This is a genomic window from Chryseobacterium sp. Chry.R1 (genome assembly GCF_039645525.1).
GTDB lineage: Bacteria > Bacteroidota > Bacteroidia > Flavobacteriales > Weeksellaceae > Chryseobacterium > Chryseobacterium proteolyticum.
In genome coordinates, this window is the sequence record NZ_CP151793.1 from 244417 (window position 1) to 269996 (window position 25580).

Here is a 25580-nt window from a genome sequence, read left to right on the forward strand (position 1 = left end):
TAACATTATTTATTACTTATATTTTTTGCATCAATTTTAAATTTTTCTATATTTGAAAATCAAGAAGTTGATTTTTTATTATATAACTTTAAATTAAAATAAGATTTTTCTTATTTAACTTTTATAAAAAAAATTAATCTACGAGTAAACAATATAAAGAAAAAATTGAATGAAAGGGCTTTAGATAATATATTATTGCTACTGCAGTCATAAAATCTGATATCTATAGTATTTTATTAGACGAGACAAAAGATAAATAATCGCTAAAAGCATCGATGGAGGTTAGAAGGATACTCAAGTCATTCTTTACATACTAAAAAATTCAGCAAATAATAGCCATGCTATTCCAGAAGTTTTGCTTTTTACCATCTTCGCTGCTCACAAGGGCAATTGATTACCTATTTTGTAACATATTCTATTATTTCTATACGTATCACATATTCAGAATACAGTTGATATACTATTTTATCTAATCTATCTAAGCAAACACTAATTATAAAATATTATCTAATAAAAATGTTATACAAAGAAATACATATCGGGCAATTCGTGAAAGAGCGGGTTGACGATAAAGGAATTACAATGGAAAGAATTTGTAATTTCTTAAACAAGGATGAAGAATTTGTTGAAAAGATGTACAACAGCAAATCGATAGATACAGAAGTTCTGCTACGATGCAGCAAATTACTGGAGTACGATTTTTTCAGATTATATAGTTCTCACCTTATTTTATACGCTCCACCGGCAGCTGTAAACAAGAATACGGAGAAATCAGACAAAATCCCTTATTTCAGAAAAAACATTTACACACAGGAAATAAAAGAATTCATCATTAAAAGAATTCAATCAGGAGAGATGACTCTGAATGAGGTCATTAAAGAATATTCTATTCCTAAAAGTACCCTTCACCGTTGGCTGCAAAAAATAAACACACCCATTAAATAAGATATAATGCGACCAAATTACAGCAAGATTTACCATGATATGCTCAGACTGGAGCATCCGGATAAATTAGAAGAACCCAAAATTAAAGAATTACTGAAAAGACTTAACACTTCTGATGATGTTTTAAAATTCAATGAAAGAATTTTTGAACAATCAAAAGAAAGCTCAAAAAACAATCAAAAACTAAAGACCTACGACAAAAAAACAATGCTTAAACTGCTGCAATATCAAAAAAAGCATGGCTTTTCGACAAGTTATATGTCTAAAAAGTACAAGATAAGCAGAACTACCATTGCAAAATGGAAAAAGAACTTTGAAGAAGAAATCAGTTAAAAAAAATAATAAAAAGCCGGCGAATGATTATTTGCCGGCTTTTTATTTAAGCTGGATAGGTCTGTACATTCGAATCATAATGCCTATCATAGCTTTTCTATAAAGAAATAAAATATTGATTTTTTTAATCAACAGATTGATAACTTTGTTCATCATGAAAGAAGAGCACGAGCTGAATATTGTATCATTTGTCGGTCGTTATTTCAATTACATCCTTCCCGAAAAGGAAATGGACATTGTATGCCTGTCCGTCAGTGGCAGAGAGATAATACCTCTTGAGGGTAACCGCATTCATTTTTATATGATTATTATAGGAGTGAAGGGTAAAACCAGAATCAAAGCAGGCTCGCATCAATTTTTAATCATGCCCAACAGTGTTTCTGTGATTCCGGCAGAATCATGGGTAGCATTAGAAAAGCCCCAGAAAACATTTGATGCAAAATTCATCTTTTTTGAACCTTCATTTTTAAAAAAAGGCTGGGCTTACAACCATGTGCTGAATGATCTCATGTTCATTAATCCCAACTATCCTCCGACATTTCCTCTGAAAGGAAAACAACAAAAAGATTTCCTGTACAAATTAAATAAAATTTCACAGGAAATAGACACAGAAGCTCCCTTCGGAATGGAAATGATACGACTTTATCTTGTACAGATTTTATTTGAATACAATAGGATTTGCGAAATATGCCTGCTGAATTCCGATACTTCGATCAACCGGAAATTTCAGATTATGCACCGCTTCCGGCAGCTTGTTGACTTGCAATTCAAAGACAATAAAACCGTGGCATCTTATGCGGACCAAATGAACATAACCCCTAAATACCTCAGCGAGTGTGTAGCTGAACATTTAGGATATCCGGCTTTAAAAGTTATTCAAAACAGAATTTTGCGGGAAGCTGAAGTACTTCTGAAATATACTGAGAAAAGTATTAAAGAGATCAGTAATGAACTGCAATTTGACTCACCAACGCATTTTTCCCGCTTCATACAACATCAGAAAGGCAAAACTCCCACAGAACTTAGACAGCAACCGTAAAATTGGTCACTTAAGCCGAAATCCGGCTCTCCTATTTTCCTGTCTTTATGTATAGCTTTGTATCATCACATTAAACAAAAAAATCATGATCAAAGGATTATATGAAACCCATATTCAAGTGAGTAACCTGGAGAATGCCATTCAATTTTACACTGAAGTATTAGGCCTCACACTGGCTCATCGTGACGAAACGAGACCTATTGCATTTTTATGGATTGGTAAAGGAAAGGACTTTATGCTGGGTTTATGGGAGCAAAAAGAAAATTTACACCCACGGCATTTTGCTTTTTCAAGTGATAAGGAAGACATCCTGAACTATTCTGTTGACTATTTACAAAACAGAAATCTGAAACCTTATAATTTTTTAAAAGACGGGATAGACAAGCCTATGGTTTTTGCATGGATGCCGGCTTTAGCTATTTATTTTAATGATCCCGACGGAAATCAACTGGAATTCATCTCTGTTTTAGAAGGTGAAGGCAGACCTGAATGGGGTGTAATTTCTTATGAAGAGTGGGTCAGTAAAAATAATGAGGGAAAATAAATTCACCCGCTCAAAATCTTTTTGAATTAAAAATTCTGGCCCGTTTGCGGACCAGAATTTTCAAATTGGCATACCATCAATTCTGAAGAAAATTAACAATTTCTTCAGACATGTCCACGAGTACATGTCCCTTATTTTCATCAATAATTGTTTTCAAGTCCGGCAATATACCTCCAAGACGTTTTGAAATCTGTTCTGTAGACCGGATAACATCTCTTCTTCCTCCAATGAACAAAACCGGCATGGTAAGGTCCTCCAACTCCTCATCCTGAAAGATATACTCTTTATCCATCCGTGCATTGACATGATCCTGCATTAGATCCATAAACTCTATAACCTTTGGATCAACGGACTGTTCTCCTAATATAATTTCGTTGATTTTTTTCCTGCCCGCTTTTCCAAACAGCGAGTAGAATATCGCCTTAAATATAAAACTCCCTACAGTTCTTACAATACCAGCTGGTGAAAGCAAAACCATTTTGTTTACCCTTTCAGGAAAACACCCTGCAAAACGCACTGCCAGCCATCCTCCCTGGGACAACCCTACAATATGTGCTTTTTTTATCTGCATTGCATCAAACACCTCATGTAACCACACGGCATAATCCATGGTTTCATAGGAAAGCCGCGTCTCCGCACTTTTCCCGGGTTCACCGATAATATCAACGGCTATTACTTTATACTTTTGAGCATAAACATGGAAATCTGAGATCCATGACGTCGAATTGGATGACGCACCATGTAAAAGAACAAGAATATCTTCATTTTCCTCACCGGCTTCTACCATATAAGTATCTCCAAAACTTGTTTTACATACTCTTTGCTTAATTCCCACACCACAACCCAGCAGCGCAGCATCATACATTGTCAAGATCTTTTGTCTTCCCTGATCATTCTTAAAAACGGTATTTTTTCTCATTACCTATAATTTTTAAAATTTCCTTTTACTTATTCAGATGGTACTAAAAAAGCAGATTTCTTTACAGAAACCTGCTCATATATAATAATTGGGGCAGTTTTCTATTTTGCGAAAATCTCTTTAAGCTGGGAAACAATATTGCTGTTTCCGGATACGGTAATATCTCCGATTTTATCCGCGATCCTTTCCATATATTCCATTTCTTTCAGCTTCCACAACACTTCATTTTCTTCCATCAATTTTGCGGTATTCAGCAAGCTCCTTGTAGAAGCTGTTTCCTCCCGACGCATGATGCTATTGGCCTGAGCTTTTTTCTCGGCAATCAAAACCTGATTCATGATCTCCTTCATTTCTCCGGTAAGAATAACGTCACGGATCCCCGCATCTGTAGCTCTCAGTCCAAGATTTTCACCCTTTTTACCCATATTGGCAAGAATCTCCTGTCCTACATTATCTTTTTTCACCAGCAATTCATCCAGTGTTAAAGCCCCAACAAATTCACGCAAAGCCAATTGCATGATAATGTATAGTTGCTTATCATACTCCTTATTATCCATCAATGCTTTCACCACGTTTTCAACCTGGTAACGGACATAAAAATTGATACGAAGCATTGTTTTATCTTTTGTTAAAAGTTCCTGACCTGCAATCTCCATTTGTTGCATGCGGGTATCTACACTTTTTACTTCAACAGAAATTTCATTCATCCAGAAATAATAAGTCCCTGCTTCCAGCACTTTTGTCAGCTTTCCATCAATAATGAGCAAACCTTTGTATTGACTGGTTACCACAAATTTTCTCACAAGATTTTTCAATTTTGGATTTTCCAGAATCGTTTTGGAAATTTTTTCGGTAATATCAACTTTCGTCATATCAATCTTTTGAAAGGTCCTGTTTACGACATCTTTCCAGGCAGCATATTGCCCTACATGCAGAACTTCTTTAAAGATTCCGTTTTCATAGACTAAAACAAGTTCTCCGTCTTTTACCTCAACCAATTCAAGCATAGCGCTTAACTCCTGATGTTTTAGTAAAAGCAGCAGGTCGTCATTTATCTGCAAAAGTGTTTTCATTTCATAGGTATCCACAGATTTATTTCCAAAAATCCAGTGATGGCCTTCTCGTAAGATCTCAATAAGATTCAGGTTTTTAAATACCAGACCTACCTGATATGCATTAATTTGTACATTTCTAAACATCATATTATATTTTAAGGTTATTTTATACTTTATAAAAGGAAAAAAACTGAGGATTTTTCTTCTGAAAACAGCGGAAATAAGCATTTCTGAAAGAATCATTTCAAGACATACATGACAATACTACTTTCTGGGTACACGGGCTTTTGAGCGTTTTCACTGTCACTGCTACACAAAAAAAACTTCATTTACACCATCCAGCTTTTTATCATGATCCGTCAGGTTATTTTTTCACAAAAAACTTTTTTACAGGCTTCTCCAAAATATTGACTGAACAACTGAAAAAGCTCAGACTTTTTCCATACATACATTTTTTGAAGAGAAATATTAAACTCTGCAAAATAGATTTTGAGTCTATTTTTAACCTACGTTAAAAGCGTAGTGCTCTGACCAACTGAGCTATCTCATCCGAAATGAGAGTGGGAATCGAACCCACGCATAAAGCTATTACTCTACCCAACTGAGTTATATTTCCATAAGGAAACAGAAGGATTCGAACCTTCGACCCATAGCACATGGTAGAAGTTTTTGGAAAACTCCTCAAACCTTCAGATCAAGCTGAACAGAATAAGATCATGTTTCTCAACAATCCTTCTGCAATGGTGATATACCGAAACACTCAACAAGACCTGTCTGATATCTTCATTAAGGTTTGTTTTTTCCAAACCTTATTATTATTTCATTTTGATAATGCAAAGTAATAATAGAAATACGCAATCATTTTGCGTAATAAATTATTTATACAGGAAATCGATTTTCTTACTCTAAAAGACTTGTTTTTTAATTACCTATTTGGGCTATCCAGTCATTCACATTTTAAATCAATTAAATAATAAAATTAACTAACCATAATACGTAATTAATTAAAATGTTTATATTTGCACAATAAAAATACTTGATAACTCAAATATAATTCAATGATAAGTACAGATTTATTACTGCTTATGAACATTACAAAAGTGCAGGCCATTATTTCAAGAAAATTTGATGCATTGAGTGTGCATGGACTTAGCTTCAGTGATTTTACGATCCTGTATATTCTTATAGGGTCTTCAGAACATAAGATCCGCAGAATAGATCTGGCGGAGAAAACAGGTTTAACAGCTTCAGGGATTACACGCCTTTTGAATCCCCTTGAAAAAATAGGTCTTGTATCCAGAGAAGCCAATGAGAGAGATGCAAGGGTCAGCTATGTTGTGATCACTGATACCGGGAAAAAAGTCTTTGAAGAAGCAAAAAAAACAGCAGAAAATATTACAGCAGAGGTATTATCATTTAAGAAGAACAAATCTCTTAAAGCTACTTCAGAATTCCTATTTGAGCTGGGAGGATCGATACAATAATGAACAGACAATGGATTCAAATGAAAAATACAATTAAACAGCAACTTAGAGAAAAAGCTAAAAATCACCTTGTAACAATGGGAGTTCTTTCTATTAAAAATACCATAAACGGCAAGCGGTTTATCCAAGGCTCCCTTAATGTGGAAGCATTAGAGAATAAAATAAAATTCTCACTCAATATTGGCCAGTACACGCATCGGAAATTGCAGTCTGACTGGAATGAGTACGGTGAAAATGCATTTATATTCGAATGTATTGCGGTAGTGGAGCCCCAGAACAATCCTTATATCAATTACCGTCAGGAAGTTTTAAAAGCAGAAAAGAATTATATCGAAGATATTGAGCTCCCGGAAAATCTTTATTAGTTATAAAAAAATGACAACATCTTATCTATATCCTACCTTCGAGGCAGGAAAACATTTATTCAGTAAAAATATAAAAGGTTCTATCGTTAATCTGAACCTTATTAAATTAAAAAAAGAAGCCGATTATTCATCTCATCCGGAACTGAAATCTTCCGGGATCACAAGTGGCTGGGATGCATATTGCCGATACATACAGGAAACAGAACCCTTTCTCACAGCCAGTGGAGGTGAAATTCTTTTTATTGGAAAGGGGGATCATTTTTTAATAGGGCCTGAAAAAGAGTATTGGGACATTTGCATGCTCATCCGTCAAAAAAGTGTAGGCGACTTTTTAAATTTTGAACAAAACGAAGAATACATAAAAATCGCAGGCCATCGCACCGCAGCTATTGAAGATTCTCGACTGTTACCCCTGGAAGAGATTCTGCTTCAATCGATAAAACCCAACAATGGAAACAGCAATCATTAACAATGTAGATTTATGCTACGAGATCTTTGGAGAAAATAATAGTACTTCTATAATTTTAATCTCAGGATTAGGCAGCCAGATGATCCGATGGGATAATTCTTTCTGCAAGCAGCTTTCTTCACAAGGCTTCAAAGTCATCCGTTTTGATAACAGGGATTCCGGGGCTTCTGTTTTTACTACGGAAAAAGAAATCCAATTCGGAAGAAATATCGAGCAAACCTTTTCAGAGATCAGAAAAGAAGACATTCCCTATTCACTGATCGATATGGCAAAAGACGTTATAGGGCTTATGGATCATCTACACATTAAAAAGGCTCATATTATTGGCAGATCCATGGGTGGGGCGATTGCACAATTGCTGGGCTCTTACTTTCCCGAAAGAGTATCATCGATCACCATTATTATGTCTACCTCGCTCAATCCTCAGCTGCCTTCTGTACATCCGGAGGTTATGGCAATGATGACCCAACCACCTGTTGATTATCTTACCAACAAAGAAGCTTATATTAAAGAAAAAATAATTTTTGCCAAAAGGATATCAGGCAATTTCCCTTTGAACGAAATGCAGGAAAGAAGTTTAATAGAACAGGAATTAATCCGTTCTAAAACAAAAAATGGTATGTTCAGGCAAATGTTGGCTATGGGCTCCTGGATATACAACCCCAATGACCTGCAACAAATTTTAGCACCTGTTCTTATCATTCACGGAACAGATGACCCTATTTTTCATCCTGAATCCGCCAGGGATCTTTACCGGACTATTCCGAATTCAGAGCTTATGATGATCGAAGGAATGGGACATTCCATCCCGGAAGAGCTTTATATCCCAATCTGCAAAAAGATTATACAAACTGTAAATTTATCGGAAAAATAAAACTCCCTTCTTAGAAAGGGAGCTTTACCGTAATTAGTTATTTTGCAGGCACCAATGTAAAATCTTGGCAATATTTTTAGCATCGTCCACACCGCGGTGATGGATTCCTTCCAGCTTAAGATTAAGTTCCCCTAAAGCCCTGCTCATTCCTACACTTTTCCTGATCGTAGGATGAACACACCCGAACAATGTCTTCACATTAATATGACTATCACTTAAGGGATAATCAAGATTAAATCTTCTGGCCTGGTTTTGAAGCATGTTCAAGTCATAATTGCCATAACTCGCCCAGGTAAGATGTTCTGAATGATATTCTGCCCGGAGTATATCTAAGGCATCATCAAATAAAACACCTTCTTCATCCAGCATCTTTTGGGTGATGGTAGTCAGCTCCGTACAGAATGGGCTCACCTTTGAATATTGAGGTCTTACCAAAATCCCTTCGTTTCTTGAGATCTCGCCGGTCTTTGCATCCATAACGCAAACCCCGATTTCAATGATCTCACTTTCTTGTCCTCTTGGCGGCCGGCTGTCCCAACATGTTGCTTCGAGGTCTATAATAAGTATATGATCTGTTGTTTTCATAGTTTTTGTCGTACATGTATAAAATGTACTTTGTTATTAATAATTGGTCAACTTCAAATGAGCTCTGGTTCCTATTTCAGATCAACCTAAAAGAGCTCATTCTGTCTTCTAAAATTTTCAAGCAGGTTAATAATATTCTTTTTACCCACCGGATTCATGGAATGACTGTAAAATTGTGGTATATCCAAATGATGATCCATACAATATTCTATCAGCCATTTTGCACAGTCATATCCAGTCTTTTCGGAATCCCAGTTACCGGTGTGCTCTCCATCAGCAAGGTCGTGATCAAAAGAGATCATTTCCGGAAGTCCCTTTTCTGAAATCCAATGGATAAACTGCTTATAATTCCGAACAATGATCCAGTCTTTCAATAAGAAAAAATCCTGTTTTGTATAGTGATAGGCCTCTTCCGGACACCTGATATCATCAAGAAACAAAAGCTTTTGTATCATTTTCATAAAATCATCAAGATTTATTATTAAACCATCATATCTGCACAATTGGAGCTCGCAAAAGCATAAGGTTTAGCTTTGAATACATATCCCATTCCCAAAATATACCCCATGGCATCTTTCAAGGCTACATTGGATTTAAAATCAGGATCTGTATTGATATCAGCATGAACCTCCATTTCAACCCCATATTTATCTAAAACAGGACAGATGGTATAAGCAATTTCTACAGATTTATTCACCTCATTAAGCATCCGCTCTTTGATGCTGATTGTTTGAATTTCTTTTTGTTTTCTGATAAAAGTAAACGCACCTTTTCCTTCACGAATAAATACTACTGCCGTAGCATAACTAATAGTATCTCCATACACATGAGAATCTGATCCCACACAAACTTTCAGTCGGTATCCATTAGCTTCTTCGCGGATGATGGCTTCTTCTATCAACTGCGTGATAGGCTTGTGGAAAAATTTCCCACTCATATTCTGCCATATTTCTTGTTGCGTTTTCATTTTTTTACATTTTTTAAAATTCTACATATTGTTCTTTATAATTGATAAGCGATGATTGAGTAAAGATTTTGTTGATTCATCAGGACTCGAACCTGAACAACAAGAGTCAAAGTCTTGTGTGCTGCCGATTACACCATGAATCATTCTGCAGTACTGAGTTACATATAAGTTTTGTCCGCAATTACAGAACAGACAGGATCGAACCTGTACCTTCGTTAATTATCATTGATTATAGATAAATAAAAATTCATTATAAAAACCAAATGGTTATTTATCTTTATATGAATTAACATTTTGTACAGGAAAAGGGAGTCGAACCCTCAATATCTTGAGTCTAAGTCAAGTGCGTCTGCCAGTTCCGCCATTCCCGTATTTTTTTACAAATTCTAAATGATGAGATATTATAACAGATAAATTATAATAGCTGCAATCATTGATCTATGATCAATCATCACTTTTAGTTAAGGTTAGAGAAAGTTTGTCGGTGTAAACTTTTGCTTGTTAGTGTTTGTAAAGATCTTCTGCGCTTGACAAACCCTTCTCTTTCCTCTTTCGTTATATGATTGATCAATGATGATTGATCATTGATTGATAAGATATTAGTCTTAAAATTTATGAATCATCTTTTATCTTTTATCTTTTATCTTTAATTAATAATAATAATCGACTGATTAGGAATCGAACCTAAGCGACAAGAGTACAGTTCCTGCATGCTGCCATTACATTATCAGTTGATTGTGGTGGAAGTGGTAGGATTCGAACCTACTTAGCAATAAAGCAACAGATTTACAGTCTGCCCCGGCTCTCCAACTCCGGCGCACTTCCCGATTTGTATAAGGATCAGTGATAAAAGATGAATAGAGGTTTTGATTTCATCATAATTTCTGATCATTATAATGGAGTAAGCAAAAGGCCTGTCTTAATTTTTTGTTTGATATAAGAACTTCTGCGCCCGACATCCTTTTAACTTTTCTCCGGAACTAATCTCATTTTAGTTATTTGAGATGGTTATGGGATTCAAACCCACTCAGCTTACGCAACGGTTTTGCAGACCGCCCCGACTCTTCCACTTCGGTGAACCATCAGGTTTTATTCATTATTATTGATCGTTCATTAGTGATAATTGACCTGCATTTCAACTTTTCGCGTTCAATTAAAAATAGTCTGGAAAGCAAGATTCGAACTTGCGACCTCCCGCGTCCAAGGCGGGTAAACAACCACCGTTATCTTTCCAGTGATAAGGTTCAGCTTCCTATTTCTTTTCCGAGAGACAGTCGGAGCCGAAATATTCTGTGAACCTTGCGGTCTATGCGAGAATCGAACTCGCAGTGCCCAAGAGACAGTCGGGCAGGTTAGCCATTACCTCAATAGACCTTTTTGCGGAGAGCAAAGGAATTGAACCTTCACGACTATCGTAGAACTTATGAGCATTAAGCCGGAACCGACCCCTATTTATCTACTCTCCTTTTAATCCCAGAGAAATTAAACCTCCGCTTTTTCCGGTTTTAAAAGACCGGTGGTCGGTTCATTAAGCTAAGGAATTGTACTTTGGGTTTCTCCGGGGATCGAACCCTATTCTCCGGTGCCACAAACCGACGCTTTACCAAATAAGCTAAAGAAACCATAAAAAAAGCACCTCTTTTCGGGAGGTGCTGTATATATTTTGACGTGTCAGATCAATAGCTGACCCACATATATAAGCACCTTTTATCCACAAATTCACTATCCTGAAGACATGGGTAACCTTTCGGCTCCTCTGCTTGTAGTCTTGAATACGGATTAAATATGTAATGCAATTGTTTCATTATATTTTTTGTTTTAAACACTTTTTGAAATTCTGAAAACCTGTTGCTTTCAATTTTCGATTGCAAAGTAAATATGATTTTTTTTAACTCGCAAATAAATTTCAGATATAATAACTTAAAAATCAATAAGTTACATTAAATAAAAAGAAATAGAAATTCCTGTCCGCAAATTATTGCAGATACTTTAATTACCTAAATGACTGTCTCTCACCGGTTTGTTTATCACTCTATTTTATTGTATTAAAATTTCATCGCTAATTAAAAATTTTCACTTTTTTGGTTATTTTTTTTCATTCTAAATAATTTCTGTTCTAAAAACACAAAAAACGCCCCGGGAATCGAGGCGTTTTTGCAGTATTTTGATTAAATCTTTACGAGTTTACAGTAAATAATTTACAAAGTCAGCACATTTTACCTCATTCCATATCACGCATTCACATCCAAACGAATCCTTTAGTACAGGGCTATCGCATAGATTTAAACTGATATGTGCTGTTTGTATTGTCATAATTTTATGTCCGCAAAGATAATATTTTTCCTGATAAAATGGTGGTTTTGAAAGCTTCAGCCATTATGTTTGTTAGGAATTTATAAAGATTACTATGAAATTCTTAAGTCTTTTAATCTTTTAATTCCAACATCAATTAATTCCTGAACATCTTATTCCTTCCAGTCTTATACCTTGAAATATCTTTTAAAATAAGCGAATCATCAGGATTAAAATATTTTAGCTCATTTACAATTTCGGAATGGGTTTCTACCTTTTCGGAAATGATCTCATAAGCAATATTTCTCGTGACAGTCTGAAGGGAAGAATTCTTTTTAAATTCATACTTCATAGCCTCCAGATAAATCAGCTTTTTATCTGCTGGCGTTTCTTCATATAAATGCTGAATTTCCCTTTCTAATTTTGTAGAATCAAAAATATTTGCAAAATAATTGTTCAGGCAATTGAAGGCATCTTTATTTTCTTTCCATCCTGTTAATAGGATTTTCTGTGCTTCATCAGGCATTTCCATCTTTTTTCTGTAGATCAGAGAGGCTTTTACCATCTGGCTGTTATCCACGAAATCATCTGCCAACATCTGATAATAGACATGTGCATTTTTTATATCATTCATCTCTTTATAAAGATCACCTACTTTTTCTTTCTGATCCAGTTCTTTATAAAGATCAATTGCTTTTCTGTATTGTTTTGCTTTTTCATAGCAAGCCGCAGCATCGGATTTATTATGCAGTCTTTTCAGATAAATAACCGCTGCCTCATTATAAAATTCACCATTTTCCAGTGTTTTTGCTGCCCTGTAATTATCCTGGAGGAGGTTCATATAAACTTTTGCGGCTTTTTTGTAATCTCCTTCTGTAATATATTTTTCTGCCAGCTCTTCATATTTACTACGGATTCTGTCAAAAAGAGAATTTTCAAGGTAAAAGTTTCCTCCCGAATTTCCTCGCCTTCCGGAACGTTGATCATTTTTTTCTTTATCCTTCAGACTGATCATTACCACAAAAATTATGATAGCCACTGCGATAAAAATACCCAAGGTGCCTAATACACTCCAGAAACTCTGATGAAAAAGTTGCGCTACAAGCCCCAGCACTTTAAGAAGTACCAGTATTAAAAATGCCCTGATAAATTTATCTATAAACTTCTGCTTATTCATCTTTACCGGATTTTAAAATGGTTTTGTCCTCGCTGAATAAACGATATACCAATAAGATGACACAAATAACCAGGAACCATACAAACCAGTTGTACCCGTACATCCCGATCAACGGATAAAAAAGATAAATCAGCATTCCTATCAAAATAAGAACCAGGAATATTTTGATACCACCGGGTACATTATCGCCTCCGATATTCAATGTTTTCTTCCGGAAGAAATAAGAATAAAGTCCTACACTTCCGATAATCAGAATAATCAGCCAAATAATCTCGGAGAATGAAATGTCTTTCGATGGTCTACTTTCATCACCCAAACTTTCTTTTGTATTTACATTTTGACCGGATGAAAAATGGGGTTCCGCACTTTCTAAAGTTCCATAAAGCCTTCCAAGAGAATCTTCCATTAACACCTGCTTTTTTCTCCAGATACTTTTTACAATTCCCTGATCAACAGGTTTATCATGATTTTTATTTTTGATGGAATCGGAAATTTTACGCTGGTAATCCCTGGATTTGTCTGCAATATGTTTTACTATTTTTCTGTTGTAAATTTTCTTTAGAAAATCCCGCGTCTTACTTTCTTTTGCCCTGTAATTTTCAAGCTTCTTTTCCACCTTATTCATTTCCTTCGCGTCGGATCCTTTGGAAGCTGCGGCATAGTCTTTCATTAATTCCTTTCTTTCATTATGATACAGGGAATCAATCTTCATATCTATCTCGGTGAGACCGGATTCAAAGGCTAACTTGCCGGGATTCTGATTTTTCAAAGCCTCCTTTGAGAATACATTTCCTGAAGAAACAGGGCTTTCTGTTGTTCCCTCTTCTTTAGTAAAGCCTATCATAATTCTCCCGACAATAATTATGATCCATAATGCAAGGAGAGCCCACCGGTAATCCTTTTGTTTACCATTTGCCCCGTTTCCTCCCCATAACCGGCTCAGCCAATTGTTATTAAATCTGAACTTTCCCGAACCATCTCCTCGGGAAGTTCCCATAATATCCAGAGGCACGCCCAAATCTACAGCCCGATCAGGATATTTTTCTATATACTTTAGATATTTTTCGATTTCTTTTTTGTTTCCCGCCATCACTTTTTTCAGATCAAAAGGCAGGTTTTTCATCCATTCTTCTTCCGTTGCTGAGGTCCGCAGAGATTCCATCATTTTTTCATCATCGATCTCCACTGCAAAACTTTTGATTTCTTTAGGAATATAAACTCCGTTTAATGGTTTGCTGACAAAAGATCCATTCTTTTGTGGTTCTTCAAGTAATGCGGCCCAATCTATTTCTTCTCTTAATTTTACCATTCCGAATTCGGGATGGATAATCAGAAACTGAGAATCAATATGGAGCCAGTCTTCAGGAGTGACCTTAGGATAAAATGTAGTGTATTCAGGGATAAATAAGACCTCATCTATACATTGAAAATAAGAATTCCGGCCAACTTCCCGGGGGGCCTCATTATTAAAAACAATAAAACAGCCATAGAGAATATTAGGTTCTTTGGAAGGAATCGCAAATGTCATTACCTGGTCTAGGTCAATTCCCAAAGCATCCATTTCACTGAGCCATACGGATGGTGAAGAACTCCTGATCAGAAGTCCTTTCCGGGGATAATCATTCTTTGGAAAAGGTTTTATTCTAAGTTCCATATTCCAGAATTTGATTGATAAAAGGCTCCAGATAATCTGAACACATATCCCCCATTGTTCTCATCTTAAGCAAGGTGGTTTCAGGAAGGTAATATTCTGCTCCTCCAAATTCGGTATGGGTTGCCAGAGACAAAAAGCCATGTTCCGTAGAAGGGATATAAAATACCGGAATATTTTTATTACTGCTTTTGAAAGTTAATATCCCACGGGAATCCGTGATAATCTCACTCCCGTCTGAAAAAGTAAATTTATTTTTGTATTGATTCGCAATTATTTTTATCCTGTGATTATTTCGGTATAATGTCAGAGAATTGTCATAAACTTTTGCCAGCCTGTTATTTGATATGACGAGGCTGTTTTCGGTATTGATTCCGATATTATTAAAGTTATTTAAAATCTTTATTCCGCTATTCGCCAGCTTTTTCATTTCAGTTTCTACTTTTGAATGATTCCGGGCTATCTCTTTATCGTTCTTCACCGATTCAAATGAAATATTTCCATCGATATTAATATGATAGATCCAGGAGGATTCCGCATGATGCAGATAAAAACTTTTGTTAAAATAAATCAGCCGATAATCATTGGGTATGTTTTTCCCGGTTAGAGTGAGCTCAGAATATTCTTTGGTATTAAGATTAAGTTTTGAAATAATATGCTTATCAGGCTGGTACTGGCAAAGGATAAATTGTTGTTGCTTATTTTTAGCCAGAGCAAACTGCCCACGGGGTCTTACCGAAATATTTTCAATTAAAACCTCACAGCCCCTATGTATTCTATATCGGTCATAATAATCCTTATTATAATAATTATCAGACAAATAGGTTTTAAGCAGCTGCTTTTTATTGCTCAAGATAAAGAACTCCCCTTCATACAAAAAGGAAGCTATTTTGTTCATGGGTGTAGGAAAAAGAATTGGATAGTTCTTCGGAACATCCGTTTTTTTGCCATTCCCAGAATCCTGATCAGCTTTCTGTTTTCGTTGTGGTGGATTAGCCCATAAGTCTTTTAGCGGAAGTACAATTTTCTGGATGTGTTTCCTTGTTCCTTTATGATGTTTGAAGAAATTAACCTCGCCATCAACAGATGTCGTTACTATAAATTTAAGCCTGTCCCTGTTTTCATGAATTACCTTTTGCAACCCTTCATTCATGAGATTTTCCTGGTTGGTGATAAAAAATACCTCAAGATCTTTTTCCGTGTGCTCATTCTGGAAAAACTTAGCCAGAGCCTGGGAAACATCCAAAGCTGAGCTTACCTGATTCAGATGATCCACAACATTTTCCACGCTATCAAGAGAAACAGGAACACTTGTTTGCCCCAGAACGAAAACTTTACATTCCGAATGAGCTTTCGGATGCTTAATGACCGCAATTGCGGATGCATAGGCCAATACTTTCGGTGTTCCCCAGTTTTTCAGAGAGGTATCTATTAAAATTATTCTTTCAAAAACATTTTCTTCCGGAGGTATCTCCCTTTGAATATAGAGGGTTTCGTTGTTGGCTATTCTGCTCATAAAAACCTCATCTTCATTTGCGAATTCCGACAAAAGCATTCGGTGAAGCTCCCCCTTATTGGTCATATCAGAAACTCCTCCTATCGGCTGTTCACCGGGAGAAAGGTGACGCATGGGAATTTTGAGGCCACTCCAGATTCTTTTGATCAGGCTTCCTACCTGAAATGTTTTAGGCTCTTCTATTAAATCCTGGATAAAATCATTATTGGATTCTACGGTTATCTCCTCTTCTGCAACCTCATCATCCAGCTCCGGCTCAGTGCCAAAGCCTTTCATCGCATAAATAATTGACTCTACCGAAGGAAATTTTTCATTGAGCCACACAAGAACTCTGGTATCCTTTACCAGAGATGAGGATGTTACGGGTATTTTTTCAGCACTTTTGGCCAGAGCATAAGGATTTTTTGCAAACTTTTTCAGAAGCAATGAACCGGATGGTGCAGAGATCCTGTTATGGGCATTGTGAAATAATGTTTGCAGCAAAAGAATTCTGTTTTGCCCTTTTTTATAAGATTTACCCAATTTATTCAGGTTCCCCAGAAAATTGATAATGCAATTAACCTCAATATTTACTTTGGCTTCCCTTTCAAGCTTTTTTAAATAATACGAAACGGCATTGAAATTAAGATAGCCTTCCTGGGTTGCATAAAGTACTAACAATAAAGCTCCAAAGGGAGGGATTCCCTGCAGATGTAATTCTTTCAGGACTTCAATTATATAAGGTCGGTATGCAATGGCTCCCACATTCGGAATGGACACAAGGTTATTTTTGTGATAACCTGTCTCATCACGCACATCTTCATCTGTATTCCATTCCCAAAAATATCCTTCGTAGGACTGGAAGTATTCATTTAGCTCCATTCTTTCGCTTTTTGAGTGAGCCGGTATGAGCTTATGGAAAGCTTTTTCAGATCTTTCTTAGCAATGGACAGATAACTTCCGTCTTCATTCCATAAAAGCCAATAGCTCAGGTTCTCATTATATTTTCTTTGAAGTAAAGCACTTACATTCTTAAATTCAAAATCAAATCCGGTGGGTAAAAGATGTCCTTCTTTCTCCCAATAGGTTTTTCCCGGTAGCCCCAGTAAAGGTGTACCCAGGAATAACGCCCTGTCTCCAATGATAATCCATTCATTTCTTTCAAGTTTGAATGTAGGTAATGTCGGAATAACCGCTCCAATCTCCGACATAGGACTTAATAAAGCGATGGCAGGCTGTTCTGTAGTTTCAGGTTTTAGCCTTATCCTGATTTTTTCATTAATTCCAAAAAAATTCTGATTGGATGGCGGCAGTACCAGACGCAATGCCTGGTCGATAGGAGACCATAGTAATGCAGTTCTTACTTTCCGGGTAGGAACTAAGGCTTTCTTTTTAAATAATAAACCATTACGGAGCTCATATAAAATGAAATTGGGCAATTGTTGCACCTCCGGAGAAGCAGCCTGCTCTTCAGTAAATCCTTTAAGCCAGATCGTCTCATCCTCCAAAGCAATCTGAAGATTTTTCCAGTTCCGGATCGAACCTAAAAAATCTTCATCAGCACGAGGCAATTCCGCCCAAAAATCAATTACATGCTCTGTAAGATCCTCTGCCATAAGCCTTCTATTTCCTGTTGAATATATTGTTTCTGTTCAGGGTTTTTGATCCAGTCACAGCGGGTTTGTAGATATCTCAGTTTATCTTTAATCACATTTTGTTCTTCAAATGTTGCAGATCCGCTATCCCATTTTTCCTGTAAGATTTTCACATCCTTCATTACCTCTTCAGGATTCGGCATTTTATTGTGCAATGCCTGAGGATGGCTTTGCGGGTTTTCATCCTTTTCGATGGTCCTGTTAATGATCCCTTCCAGAATTTCAATCTGCTCTTCCGTATCCCAGATATGTTTCAATACCCAAAGGTCGGAAAGTATTGCTTCATTTCTCCCGCAAATCAAAGCACTTGCAGCAATAAGGTTCTGAAGCTTTACCGCTCTACGGTCGGAAATTGCAATTCCCGTATTCCGGAGACTGATTACGGTATTGAGGTAAACTTCATAAATAGGTTTCAGATCCACTGTTTTACAAAGGTTCTGAAGCTCTCTTATTTCCTCGGCCCTAATTTCAGGAATATCCCTGTCCTCTGCATTTTCTAATCTTCTGCCTGCTAAAAGAACCTGTTGAAGCAGCTCAGGATTCACATAATCTACATTGATCCTGATAAGAAAACGGTCGAATAAAGCATTTAAAGCTTCATCTTCAGGTAAAACATTGCTTGCTCCCACAAACATGAGTGCAGGCAGATGCTTGGTTTCCTTTCCCCTCTTAAAGATCTTTTCATTCAAAGCCATCAAAAGCGAATTGAGGATCGCTGAATTGGCATTAAAAATCTCATCCAGAAAAACCATTGAAGCCTCGGGCATCATCCCTTCCGTATTGGTAAGAAGTTCGCCTTCTTTTAATTTCCTGATATCAAAAGGACCGAAAATTTCATTCGGTTCCGTGAAGCGGGTCAGCAAATACTCAAAATTCTTCCCATCTTTAACCGTTTGGGACAAGGTTCTTACAATAGCTGATTTTGCAGTTCCCGGCGGACCATATAAAAATGCATTTTCTCTGGCCAGAAGGCAGATCCCCAGCAGATCGACCACATCGTTTTTACCTACAAAAGTGTCTTTTACGTAATTGAGTACCGCATTAAGCTTTGAAATATTCGGAATCATTTATTTTCTTCTTCGTTTATAATTTTTAATTCTCGCCAGAACCCGTCTTTATGTAAGCCAAATTCAGCAACCAACAACTTGTTAATAAAGGGTATTTCAGCCAACCTTTGAGCTCTTTTTTCAACAATCCTTTCAAGATATAGCTTCCGGTATGTCGGTTCTTTCAACTCTTCCTGCCAATTTATATTTTCAAGATCAAGATCATACCCTACACCCGAGTAATGGAATTGCAGCAAAATACTTTCCAATTTTTTTATCAAAGGATCGTCGGGGTCCAAATTCTGAAGAACAACAATTATCTGTGGTAAAAATCTCAGCGAAAGATCTGCTGATAAAAGTGCTTCGGAATTTTTCATTCCTCTAAATTCAGGGATGAACTGATCCAGGTCTTTTGCCGTGTTTTCCCTTATTAAATACAATTGAGCAGCATAATAAAGGACCTTAGCAGCCCAGACTGCAGCCTCTTTATCATACTCCAAATGATCCGTCAAAAACTCCAGTCTTTCTTTTTCAAATTCTGATTCAAAATAATCCGCGGCATCCTGTTCTTCTTTCTCTGAAATTTTTTGAATATTTGAAAAAACGGTGATACATTCTTCTTTACGGAGAAGAAATAAAGTATCCAGGAAAGGAGATGTATTTTCGGTCATATAACAAAAGTAAAATTATTTTTTCGAGAATAAAACTTTAATATCATTATGATTAAGAATTAATTAATGCCTCTGTCTTCGGCCAGCCACGGGAATACAAAGGCCTAAGAACAAGTTTTTTAGAGGATATAAAGATTTTTAAAACCGACGAAGTTGATAATAAAGTATTTTTGTTCATAAACATTTGAAAATCTAAGATTTTCCAGTGCTCTGAAAACATAAAATAATAAAATAACCTTTGCGTTTTTGCGATTAACTTAAAAAGCAATAAAAGTAAAAGTTGCTATCTTTGCCGTCATTCAAAATAACATTATGAGTATTCACATTAGTGCAAAAAAAGGAGAAATAGCGAAAGTAATATTGCAGCCGGGGGATCCGCTTCGTGCACAATATATTGCCGAAAACTTTTTAGAAAATGCAAAACTGGTAAGCAAAACCAGAGGTATTTTGTATTATACCGGACTTTATAAAGGAAAAGAAATCAGCATAGGAGCAAGTGGAATGGGTTTTCCAAGCATCGGTATTTATTCCTATGAATTGTACACCGAATATGATGTAGATACAATCGTCCGTATCGGTACCTGTGGAGCTTACACCACAGATCTGAAAGTATTTGATATTCTAAATGTTGAACATGCGGCAAGTGAAAGTACCTACGCAAAATATGCATGGGAAATAGAAGGAGATATTATTTCTCATCAGGGAAATATTTTTGATGTGATCAATGCAACGGCAGAAGAATCTTCTTTGAAAACCAAGGCTGTTACTATTCACAGCAGCGATATTTTCTATCGAAAGGATTTAACCGTTCCTGAGATTGCAACAAGATACAATTGTCCGGCTGTGGAAATGGAAGCCTTTGGATTATTCGCCAATGCTAAACATTTAGGGAAAAATGCCGCCACAATTCTTACGGTAACGGATATCATTCCGACGCACGAAAAAATTTCAGCAGACCAAAGAGAGACAGCTTTGAAACCGATGATTGAGCTGGCTTTGGAATCGGCATTGAAAGTTATTTAAAACCTTATATCACCCTAATTATAGAAAGCAATATTGCGATTCGCAATTTGCTTTTCAACCATAAAAAAAGAGCTTCACTTATTCAGTAGAGCTCTTTTTTATATCCTGAAAAATTTCCTGGCGACCGCTGTTGTTTCTTCTGCTACATCCGTCAAACTTATTTTCTTGATCTGAGCAATGGTTTGCGCCACATAAGGTAGAAAGGCAGGTTCATTTCTCCGGTTCTGACTTCGCGCTGAGATATTTTTCGGAAGCATAAACGGAGCATCCGTTTCAATCATCATTCTTTCTAATGGAACATACCTGATCACTTCCTCAAGGTGTTTAAATCTCTTTTCATCACTGATTGCTCCTGTAAATCCTAAATAAAACCCTTTATCCAAATAGCTTTTTGCTTCTTCTAAAGTCCCGGTGAAACAATGCACGACTGCTTCCGGAAGTTGGGAAAGGTAATCCTCTGTAATTTCGGTAAATCTTTTAAATGCAGATCTTTCATGAAGGAATAAAGGTTTATTGATTTGAATTGCCAGTTCAAGTTGTGCACGATAACACTTCTCTTGTAGAGGCCTTGGTGAAAAGTCACGGTCAAAATCCAATCCGCACTCTCCCACTGAAACCACATGGTCCTGTTTTAGAAGGTCCCTGAGTTCGCCGATACTTTGTTCATTAAATGATTTAGCATCATGAGGGTGAATGCCCGCCGTTGAAAATAAAATATCCGGATAATCCTGCGCTATATCTGCAGATTCTTTACTTCCACGCACACTTGTTCCCGTAAGGATCATATAGTCTACGCCATTGTCCAGAGCACGGTTAATCACTTCGTCTTGTTCATTATAGAACTGTTTATTGATCAGATTAATGCCAATATCAATGTAGGTATTCATTTTTCTTTTTTTGTTTTGTTATTGATATGAAAATATCTTATTATATGGGGACTGTTTACGGCACTTCTAAAAGATCTTTCACTATGGAATTTCTTGTACCTGGAATATTTTGTTCCATTAATTTCTTTGATTATTTTCACCCAGACAAGCTTTTGTTTTTGTCTTCTTACTTTCCGGAATGGTATGGATTCAGATAATTGGTCATCTATATCGGATTGCTCAGTTCTCCGCCACTTTTTGTTCCCATACTTTTTCAGGTAAGGTCCTATTTTCCCATATTCAAAAGCCCGAAAAGCTCCTTTGTTATAGATATTTTTCATTCAAATGAGTTTTTGGCAAAATAAAGCATTTGCTACGTAATCTTTTTACGCAATATATTATTCATTGATAAAAGTTTCCAGAAAACCAATAAGCTGTGTTCCTCTACTTGCCCAACGAATGCCGTGTCCTTCTTTTTCCCTTATTTCGTAGACAACCCCATGCTTATAATGAAAGAATACATTCCACCAGGTTTTATTCTCGATGATATAATGGATTTTAGCCATTACCTTTTCCTGTTTTTGAAAATTACTGCCTTTTACCTCACCCCAGAACTGGTCGTCCGTTCTTCCCACATGTTTTTCCCATGCCCTCTGTGCAATGGTGATTTCTTTATTAAAATAGACCTGACAACTATCAATCAAAGCATCTTTTAGAGGTGGAATGGCTTGTTCATCACGAACGCTTGCTGAAGTAAGTCTCTGCCCCAGAACATCAAGCCAGTATTCAAAGGGGATCTCTTCCAATTGTCTTGCTTTTTCTTCATTTTGATCCTTAGTTTCCAGAATATGGATAAAGTGCCCGAAACTTTGCTTCCGGTCAATCAGAATTTCTTCGTTAAAATAAGGAAGATGCCAATCTAAAGTTCCATCTTTAAATCTTTGAATGTTTTGATCGATAGTCCGAAGATGTTCTTCCGAAACAATGGCTTCATATTTTTCTTTCCAGGAGCCCGAAAAAAACAAAGAACATGGCTGAATTCCGCTCATTTAAAAATTTTTAACCAAAATAGCAGATTTTTTTCAGCAATAAAAGTACACTCTACATTATTGTTGACGTAAAAATGAAAAATTTAAAATACATTAAATAATCTTTGTTCATTAAAAAATCCCCATCAGTGACAGGGATTTTTAATTTATTATTTTGATGGGTTACTCATTGCTTTTAAGCTGTGCCAGGACTACCGATAAATTGTTAATTCCCCAATGCTCAAAATATTTCCCATTTTTAAGACGGACAATATCAATGACATCAATACTTATTCTTTTCCCTGAAGGTGCAATTCCCATAAAATTTCCGGTGTGAGTTCCGGATATATTTTTTCTGGTCGTAACGAGATCTCCTTCCGCAACCTGCTGAAGAATAGTCACCTGGATATCTGGCATGGCAGGTCTTAATATTCCATTGAAAGTATTGATCATTCCCTGTTTTCCATTATCAGCACCTTGTGGGGCAGAGTGGTTGATGAAGTTTTCATCCATGAGTTCTTCAAAGGTTTCAACGTTCCCCTTTTCAATAACTTCTATATTAAAGCGTTTTACTATTTCTTTGTTTTTTTCCTGTTGCAAATCCATATCTTATTATTGATTTTTTTCTTAGATACGTAAATTTAGGATAAAACATTATTCGCTCCAAGGAGAATGCAGAATACAGTTGCAGAAATTTTTCCTTTCAAAATTTGGAATCATAAATGCACAGACATCTGCTTTTATATTTCCGAAAGTGGTTTCGGTTTTATGTTTAAAACCATCAAAAAACGTTGGAATAATTTTATTCTTAAAATCATTCCGGGGGAATGCATCTATAATCTCATTCCGGTGTGGATCACTCAGATACTCATACCCTTCTCCCATTACATCCAATCCTACTCCGGAGTACATCAAAGCTACTTCATTCTCTTTATGTTCTGCAATCCCAATGGTTGTATGCAATGCTATCGTATCCCAAACCAGCTGCAATTGATCTTTCGGAAGACCGTGGCTTTTCAGAAAATCCCTTGCTGCATTAGCTCCGTCTACTTCAAATCTCAAATCGGGACTGCTGTAATGGGGCACTAAACCCAGATCATGAAAAACTGAGCTTATATACAAAAGTTCTGCATCATACTCCATATTTTTTCGTTTTCCGTTAAGTGAAGAAAAAAGGAAAACCCGTAATGAGTGGTTATAAATAAATTCCGTTCCATGCTCTAACAGCAATTCAGTGGCTTCTGTAGCAATTTTACTGTCCGGAATTATAATTCCGGCAACACTTTTTAATCTTTGGACTGACATATTTTTTATATTTTAATCAATACAAAAATAGGCCTGTCCTTCTTGCTCCGGAATGTCAGAATATACCTATTACCTGCCAATATTTACAAACATCCTACGGTATTCCAATGGTGAGATATCTGTGTGTTTTTTGAAAAAATGACTGAATTGTTCAGGCGTACTGAATGCAAGGTGATAAGCAATTTCTTTTATTGTTTTAGCAGAAAATTGCAATAATCTTTTTGATTCGGCGATCACTTGTCCCGCAATGACCTCTTTAGCTCCTTTACCGCTTTTCTTTTTTGATATATCGGATAATTTACGGGGTGAAACGGATAGGTGTTCTGCATAGTACAATACATCATGCATCTTGTTATATTGCTGACTGAGTAATTCAAGAAACCTGCGATAGATCTGATTGTCGAAATCGTCAATTCCATCCTGAAATGAAGGCATCGCATTGGCCAGCTTAATCATCAGAATTTTTAAATAGGCTGCCATAGCATCTAATTTATTGGGATAATCAGCACTTTCATATTCTTTAAAAAGAATCTCACAAACCCCAATCAGTTCAGTGAAGTCCTTTTCCTGTAAAGGAAAATTCTGATGAATGGCAGCATCATTAAAAAGCAGCAATTTACAATTGGAGGCACTTGAAGGTGCCTTTTCCCAAAAGCAATCTCCAAAGCTTATTTCATATCCGGACAACTGGGTGGGATGGGAAAAAGAAAATATTTGTCCTTTCGATATGACAAATACCTCCGGCCCCTGAATATGAAATTGTTTCCCATCAATAATGATGCTTCCGTTTCCTTCGTGAACAATGAGCACTCTGTTATAGGTAACACTGACTACATCCGTTTTTTCCAGAACCGAATGATCCAGCTTAACCACCTGAAAAGAATCCTTTATTTCCTTATCGAAGATGAACACTTCATCATACATATTATATGCTTCTCTAATGGTTTCAAAAGTATGAATATCAAAAAAGTTCACAACAGATCTGCCATACTATTTCCGGAATCACAAAATAGCAACAATCAATGATGCTTTTTACAACAAAAGGAATGTTTTATACAATCTTTTGATTTTTATAAACGATAAGTTTGTCCTGTTTAAAACCTATTCATGATGAACATTATAAAAAAGCTATGTTATGGATTGTCTTTATTGATGATGATAATAACTGTAATCTCATGCTCCGACAATAATGACGAAACTACTGTTGGGGAAACCGTTCTAACCCCTTCACAGATACTTTCGTCTACTCCATGGGAAACAACCCATGCTAAAAACCAAAATGGACAGCCGGTTCCTTTAACGGACACTCATGTAACGAACTTTGTAGGCTTTGCTTATTTTAAAGCAGATGGTACATTTACGATGTATAATCTTGATGATTCTCCTAAAATGCATGGAGACTGGTCCGTTTCTGCAGACGGAGCAACAAGAACTATTATAGCAAAAGATGCGAACGGAAACGTATTTTTTACAAGAATAGTAAAAATTACAGTTTTAACGGAACAGGAATTTACTTACAGAATATTTCCTGATGCTAATGATCCATCTGTATATTATGATATCATCCACACTCCAACAACTCATCCCGAGCCTTAGGCTCTTTTTATAATAAGTGAAAGCCGGTTCAATGAGCCGGCTTTGTTTTTTACTCATTTCTCTTCCAAAATAGGGCAGCTCTGCTTTACATACTTTGGAATATATTTATTTTCTTGATTTTTTTTCATTTTTTTCCCAATATGGATGTAACATATGTCACCCTATGGTTGTCTTATCAATTGAAACGCCCATTGAA

At 36.3% G+C, this 25580-nt stretch carries 27 protein-coding genes and 8 tRNA genes; 10 read left to right on the forward strand and 25 right to left on the reverse strand.

All coding sequences use genetic code 11. The features are described from left to right. Nucleotides 1-516 precede the first annotated feature (516 nt). From AAEU33_RS01195 to AAEU33_RS01210, 4 genes are all read left to right on the forward strand, one after another. Nucleotides 517-945, forward strand: coding sequence for a helix-turn-helix domain-containing protein (locus AAEU33_RS01195; protein ID WP_172283772.1), 429 nt, complete (start codon nt 517-519; stop codon nt 943-945). A gap of 6 nt (nt 946-951) precedes the next feature. Next, nucleotides 952-1278 (forward strand): helix-turn-helix domain-containing protein, encoded by a 327-nt coding sequence (locus AAEU33_RS01200; protein WP_172283770.1) that lies wholly within the window; start codon nt 952-954, stop codon nt 1276-1278. 154 nt (nt 1279-1432) lie between these two features. Further along, entirely contained in the window at nt 1433-2317 is an 885-nt protein-coding gene (locus tag AAEU33_RS01205) for a helix-turn-helix domain-containing protein (protein WP_345990586.1), read from the forward strand. An 85-nt stretch (nt 2318-2402) separates the two neighbouring features. Beyond that, nucleotides 2403-2861 (forward strand): VOC family protein, encoded by a 459-nt coding sequence (locus tag AAEU33_RS01210; protein WP_345990587.1) that lies wholly within the window; start codon nt 2403-2405, stop codon nt 2859-2861. Nucleotides 2862-2937: 76 nt separating this feature from the next. On the opposite strand, the gene AAEU33_RS01215 is transcribed toward AAEU33_RS01210, so the two are convergent. The 3 genes from AAEU33_RS01215 to AAEU33_RS01225 form a co-directional block, all read right to left on the reverse strand. Beyond that, on the reverse strand, nt 2938-3780 hold the full coding sequence (locus tag AAEU33_RS01215) for an alpha/beta hydrolase (protein WP_345990589.1): 843 nt from the start codon (nt 3778-3780) through the stop codon (nt 2938-2940). A 101-nt stretch (nt 3781-3881) separates the two neighbouring features. After that, a complete protein-coding gene (locus AAEU33_RS01220) occupies nt 3882-4982 on the reverse strand; it encodes a slipin family protein (RefSeq protein WP_345990591.1) in 1101 nt (366 codons plus the stop codon). Nucleotides 4983-5385: 403 nt separating this feature from the next. After that, nucleotides 5386-5450 (reverse strand) — tRNA-OTHER (locus AAEU33_RS01225). Between the two features lie 443 nt (nt 5451-5893). Here AAEU33_RS01225 and AAEU33_RS01230 point away from each other — a divergent pair. Genes AAEU33_RS01230 through AAEU33_RS01245 form a run of 4 tightly spaced genes read left to right on the forward strand, consistent with a single transcriptional unit; the run spans nt 5894 to nt 8027 of the window. After that, on the forward strand, nt 5894-6319 hold the full coding sequence (locus tag AAEU33_RS01230; protein ID WP_345990593.1) for a MarR family transcriptional regulator: 426 nt from the start codon (nt 5894-5896) through the stop codon (nt 6317-6319). 20 nt (nt 6320-6339) lie between these two features. Beyond that, the gene (locus AAEU33_RS01235) at nt 6340-6684 is read left to right on the forward strand and encodes a GIY-YIG nuclease family protein (RefSeq protein ID WP_345990595.1); all 345 of its coding nucleotides are present in this window, start codon (nt 6340-6342) and stop codon (nt 6682-6684) included. 10 nt (nt 6685-6694) lie between these two features. Continuing rightward, a complete protein-coding gene (locus AAEU33_RS01240) occupies nt 6695-7153 on the forward strand; it encodes a DUF1330 domain-containing protein (RefSeq protein ID WP_273650740.1) in 459 nt (152 codons plus the stop codon). Continuing rightward, a complete protein-coding gene (locus tag AAEU33_RS01245) occupies nt 7134-8027 on the forward strand; it encodes an alpha/beta hydrolase (protein WP_345990597.1) in 894 nt (297 codons plus the stop codon). The genes AAEU33_RS01240 and AAEU33_RS01245 overlap by 20 nt, the downstream gene beginning before the upstream one ends. A gap of 33 nt (nt 8028-8060) precedes the next feature. Here the strand turns inward: AAEU33_RS01245 and AAEU33_RS01250 are convergent, their stop codons facing one another. The 16 genes from AAEU33_RS01250 to AAEU33_RS01325 form a co-directional block, all read right to left on the reverse strand. After that, nucleotides 8061-8612 (reverse strand): 3'-5' exonuclease, encoded by a 552-nt coding sequence (locus AAEU33_RS01250; protein WP_345990599.1) that lies wholly within the window; start codon nt 8610-8612, stop codon nt 8061-8063. Between the two features lie 86 nt (nt 8613-8698). Then, on the reverse strand, nt 8699-9073 hold the full coding sequence (locus tag AAEU33_RS01255) for a cyclic-phosphate processing receiver domain-containing protein (protein WP_345990601.1): 375 nt from the start codon (nt 9071-9073) through the stop codon (nt 8699-8701). Between the two features lie 20 nt (nt 9074-9093). Continuing rightward, nucleotides 9094-9579: a ribonuclease H-like YkuK family protein gene (locus tag AAEU33_RS01260; RefSeq protein ID WP_345990603.1), complete on the reverse strand. Its 486-nt coding sequence runs from the start codon at nt 9577-9579 to the stop codon at nt 9094-9096. 71 nt (nt 9580-9650) lie between these two features. Then, nucleotides 9651-9722: transfer RNA gene (locus AAEU33_RS01265), tRNA-Gln, on the reverse strand. 154 nt (nt 9723-9876) lie between these two features. Beyond that, nucleotides 9877-9950 (reverse strand) — tRNA-Leu (locus tag AAEU33_RS01270). Between the two features lie 367 nt (nt 9951-10317). After that, nucleotides 10318-10404 (reverse strand) — tRNA-Tyr (locus tag AAEU33_RS01275). Between the two features lie 177 nt (nt 10405-10581). Then, nucleotides 10582-10663, reverse strand: a tRNA-Cys gene (locus AAEU33_RS01280). A 79-nt stretch (nt 10664-10742) separates the two neighbouring features. Beyond that, nucleotides 10743-10814: transfer RNA gene (locus AAEU33_RS01285), tRNA-Pro, on the reverse strand. Between the two features lie 67 nt (nt 10815-10881). Beyond that, a tRNA-Asp gene (locus AAEU33_RS01290) sits at nt 10882-10953 on the reverse strand. 176 nt (nt 10954-11129) lie between these two features. Further along, nucleotides 11130-11202, reverse strand: a tRNA-His gene (locus AAEU33_RS01295). An 826-nt stretch (nt 11203-12028) separates the two neighbouring features. Continuing rightward, nucleotides 12029-13048, reverse strand: a complete 1020-nt coding sequence (locus AAEU33_RS01300; protein WP_172283749.1) for a hypothetical protein — start codon at nt 13046-13048, stop codon at nt 12029-12031. After that, nucleotides 13041-14702: an APC family permease gene (locus AAEU33_RS01305; RefSeq protein WP_345990605.1), complete on the reverse strand. Its 1662-nt coding sequence runs from the start codon at nt 14700-14702 to the stop codon at nt 13041-13043. Before AAEU33_RS01305 ends, AAEU33_RS01300 begins: the two co-directional genes overlap by 8 nt. Continuing rightward, on the reverse strand, nt 14692-17076 hold the full coding sequence (locus AAEU33_RS01310) for a hypothetical protein (RefSeq protein ID WP_345990607.1): 2385 nt from the start codon (nt 17074-17076) through the stop codon (nt 14692-14694). The genes AAEU33_RS01305 and AAEU33_RS01310 overlap by 11 nt, the downstream gene beginning before the upstream one ends. Next, the gene (locus AAEU33_RS01315) at nt 17067-17810 is read right to left on the reverse strand and encodes a hypothetical protein (RefSeq protein WP_306614508.1); all 744 of its coding nucleotides are present in this window, start codon (nt 17808-17810) and stop codon (nt 17067-17069) included. The genes AAEU33_RS01310 and AAEU33_RS01315 overlap by 10 nt, the downstream gene beginning before the upstream one ends. Further along, complete coding sequence (locus AAEU33_RS01320) at nt 17783-18916, reverse strand: AAA family ATPase (protein ID WP_345990609.1); 1134 nt, start codon at nt 18914-18916, stop codon at nt 17783-17785. Before AAEU33_RS01320 ends, AAEU33_RS01315 begins: the two co-directional genes overlap by 28 nt. Then, nucleotides 18913-19566 carry a hypothetical protein gene (locus AAEU33_RS01325; protein WP_345990610.1) on the reverse strand — a complete coding sequence of 218 codons (654 nt, stop codon included), beginning with the start codon at nt 19564-19566 and terminating at the stop codon, nt 18913-18915. Before AAEU33_RS01325 ends, AAEU33_RS01320 begins: the two co-directional genes overlap by 4 nt. Before the next feature lie 312 nt (nt 19567-19878). On the opposite strand from AAEU33_RS01325, the gene deoD reads away from it, so the two are divergent. Continuing rightward, the gene (gene deoD / locus AAEU33_RS01330; RefSeq protein WP_345990612.1) at nt 19879-20589 is read left to right on the forward strand and encodes a purine-nucleoside phosphorylase; all 711 of its coding nucleotides are present in this window, start codon (nt 19879-19881) and stop codon (nt 20587-20589) included. Nucleotides 20590-20687: 98 nt separating this feature from the next. Here deoD and AAEU33_RS01335 read toward each other — a convergent pair whose 3' ends face one another. The 6 genes from AAEU33_RS01335 to AAEU33_RS01360 all read right to left on the reverse strand — a co-directional run bounded on the left by AAEU33_RS01335 (nt 20688) and on the right by AAEU33_RS01360 (nt 24763). After that, a complete protein-coding gene (locus tag AAEU33_RS01335) occupies nt 20688-21476 on the reverse strand; it encodes a TatD family hydrolase (protein ID WP_345990614.1) in 789 nt (262 codons plus the stop codon). Further along, nucleotides 21473-21796: a hypothetical protein gene (locus AAEU33_RS01340; RefSeq protein ID WP_345990616.1), complete on the reverse strand. Its 324-nt coding sequence runs from the start codon at nt 21794-21796 to the stop codon at nt 21473-21475. Before AAEU33_RS01340 ends, AAEU33_RS01335 begins: the two co-directional genes overlap by 4 nt. A 57-nt stretch (nt 21797-21853) precedes the next feature. Beyond that, nucleotides 21854-22504, reverse strand: coding sequence for a hypothetical protein (locus AAEU33_RS01345; RefSeq protein WP_345990618.1), 651 nt, complete (start codon nt 22502-22504; stop codon nt 21854-21856). 162 nt (nt 22505-22666) lie between these two features. Beyond that, complete coding sequence (locus tag AAEU33_RS01350) at nt 22667-23089, reverse strand: ester cyclase (protein ID WP_273650727.1); 423 nt, start codon at nt 23087-23089, stop codon at nt 22667-22669. A gap of 48 nt (nt 23090-23137) precedes the next feature. After that, nucleotides 23138-23788: an HD domain-containing protein gene (locus AAEU33_RS01355; RefSeq protein WP_345990620.1), complete on the reverse strand. Its 651-nt coding sequence runs from the start codon at nt 23786-23788 to the stop codon at nt 23138-23140. A gap of 69 nt (nt 23789-23857) precedes the next feature. Continuing rightward, nucleotides 23858-24763 carry an AraC family transcriptional regulator gene (locus tag AAEU33_RS01360; protein ID WP_345990622.1) on the reverse strand — a complete coding sequence of 302 codons (906 nt, stop codon included), beginning with the start codon at nt 24761-24763 and terminating at the stop codon, nt 23858-23860. Between the two features lie 132 nt (nt 24764-24895). On the opposite strand from AAEU33_RS01360, the gene AAEU33_RS01365 reads away from it, so the two are divergent. Next, nucleotides 24896-25384: a DUF4822 domain-containing protein gene (locus tag AAEU33_RS01365; protein WP_345990624.1), complete on the forward strand. Its 489-nt coding sequence runs from the start codon at nt 24896-24898 to the stop codon at nt 25382-25384. Nucleotides 25385-25580: the final 196 nt, after the last annotated feature.

Excerpts from the sequence above, each read along its gene's own strand:
- AAEU33_RS01310 (WP_345990607.1), bottom strand. The coding sequence starts at position 17,076 with ATGGAGCTAAATGAATACTTCCAGTCCTACGAAGGATATTTTTGGGAA.
- AAEU33_RS01365 (WP_345990624.1), top strand. The coding sequence starts at position 24,896 with ATGATGAACATTATAAAAAAGCTATGTTATGGATTGTCTTTATTGATG.
- AAEU33_RS01230 (WP_345990593.1), top strand. The coding sequence starts at position 5,894 with ATGATAAGTACAGATTTATTACTGCTTATGAACATTACAAAAGTGCAG.
- AAEU33_RS01255 (WP_345990601.1), bottom strand. The coding sequence starts at position 9,073 with ATGAAAATGATACAAAAGCTTTTGTTTCTTGATGATATCAGGTGTCCG.
- AAEU33_RS01260 (WP_345990603.1), bottom strand. The coding sequence starts at position 9,579 with ATGAAAACGCAACAAGAAATATGGCAGAATATGAGTGGGAAATTTTTC.
- AAEU33_RS01235 (WP_345990595.1), top strand. The coding sequence starts at position 6,340 with ATGAAAAATACAATTAAACAGCAACTTAGAGAAAAAGCTAAAAATCAC.
- AAEU33_RS01305 (WP_345990605.1), bottom strand. The coding sequence starts at position 14,702 with ATGGAACTTAGAATAAAACCTTTTCCAAAGAATGATTATCCCCGGAAA.
- AAEU33_RS01205 (WP_345990586.1), top strand. The coding sequence starts at position 1,433 with ATGAAAGAAGAGCACGAGCTGAATATTGTATCATTTGTCGGTCGTTAT.
- AAEU33_RS01345 (WP_345990618.1), bottom strand. The coding sequence starts at position 22,504 with ATGAGCGGAATTCAGCCATGTTCTTTGTTTTTTTCGGGCTCCTGGAAA.
- AAEU33_RS01220 (WP_345990591.1), bottom strand. The coding sequence starts at position 4,982 with ATGATGTTTAGAAATGTACAAATTAATGCATATCAGGTAGGTCTGGTA.
- AAEU33_RS01315 (WP_306614508.1), bottom strand. The coding sequence starts at position 17,810 with ATGGCAGAGGATCTTACAGAGCATGTAATTGATTTTTGGGCGGAATTG.
- AAEU33_RS01210 (WP_345990587.1), top strand. The coding sequence starts at position 2,403 with ATGATCAAAGGATTATATGAAACCCATATTCAAGTGAGTAACCTGGAG.
- AAEU33_RS01240 (WP_273650740.1), top strand. The coding sequence starts at position 6,695 with ATGACAACATCTTATCTATATCCTACCTTCGAGGCAGGAAAACATTTA.
- AAEU33_RS01325 (WP_345990610.1), bottom strand. The coding sequence starts at position 19,566 with ATGACCGAAAATACATCTCCTTTCCTGGATACTTTATTTCTTCTCCGT.
- AAEU33_RS01200 (WP_172283770.1), top strand. The coding sequence starts at position 952 with ATGCGACCAAATTACAGCAAGATTTACCATGATATGCTCAGACTGGAG.
- AAEU33_RS01195 (WP_172283772.1), top strand. The coding sequence starts at position 517 with ATGTTATACAAAGAAATACATATCGGGCAATTCGTGAAAGAGCGGGTT.
- AAEU33_RS01250 (WP_345990599.1), bottom strand. The coding sequence starts at position 8,612 with ATGAAAACAACAGATCATATACTTATTATAGACCTCGAAGCAACATGT.
- AAEU33_RS01350 (WP_273650727.1), bottom strand. The coding sequence starts at position 23,089 with ATGGATTTGCAACAGGAAAAAAACAAAGAAATAGTAAAACGCTTTAAT.
- AAEU33_RS01215 (WP_345990589.1), bottom strand. The coding sequence starts at position 3,780 with ATGAGAAAAAATACCGTTTTTAAGAATGATCAGGGAAGACAAAAGATC.
- AAEU33_RS01355 (WP_345990620.1), bottom strand. The coding sequence starts at position 23,788 with ATGTCAGTCCAAAGATTAAAAAGTGTTGCCGGAATTATAATTCCGGAC.
- deoD (WP_345990612.1), top strand. The coding sequence starts at position 19,879 with ATGAGTATTCACATTAGTGCAAAAAAAGGAGAAATAGCGAAAGTAATA.
- AAEU33_RS01245 (WP_345990597.1), top strand. The coding sequence starts at position 7,134 with ATGGAAACAGCAATCATTAACAATGTAGATTTATGCTACGAGATCTTT.
- AAEU33_RS01340 (WP_345990616.1), bottom strand. The coding sequence starts at position 21,796 with ATGAAAAATATCTATAACAAAGGAGCTTTTCGGGCTTTTGAATATGGG.
- AAEU33_RS01300 (WP_172283749.1), bottom strand. The coding sequence starts at position 13,048 with ATGAATAAGCAGAAGTTTATAGATAAATTTATCAGGGCATTTTTAATA.
- AAEU33_RS01335 (WP_345990614.1), bottom strand. The coding sequence starts at position 21,476 with ATGAATACCTACATTGATATTGGCATTAATCTGATCAATAAACAGTTC.
- AAEU33_RS01320 (WP_345990609.1), bottom strand. The coding sequence starts at position 18,916 with ATGATTCCGAATATTTCAAAGCTTAATGCGGTACTCAATTACGTAAAA.